1 pseudogene is annotated in these 269 nt (G+C 61.0%); it reads right to left on the reverse strand.

Going from position 1 to position 269, the window contains the following annotated elements:
- Positions 1 to 269: pseudogene (locus tag WLY71_RS30900) on the reverse strand (IS110 family transposase); the annotation flags it as partial.

Consider the following 269-nt stretch of genomic DNA (forward strand, 5'->3'; position numbering starts at 1 on the left):
GCATCGTTGCGATCATTTTTAGGCCCGCTGCGATGGGTGGCCACCAAACCGGCTGGAAGAATCCGCGCCAGATTGCCTTGCTCTTGCAACTGCCGGGCCCAGGCTTGAGCACCCGGACCGGTCTCCATCAGAACCACGACATGAGGCGGCAACTGGCGGAGAAACTCATAAAACGCCTCGCGCGACTTGATCCGTTGCTCGTAGTGCACCTGGCCGAGGACGTCTTCACCGGCGACCTGAAAGACCTGCTTGGCCAGATCGACCGCCAC

Origin of the sequence: Pseudomonas rossensis (assembly GCF_039888995.1) — a bacterium.
GTDB classification, from domain to species: domain Bacteria; phylum Pseudomonadota; class Gammaproteobacteria; order Pseudomonadales; family Pseudomonadaceae; genus Aquipseudomonas; species Aquipseudomonas rossensis.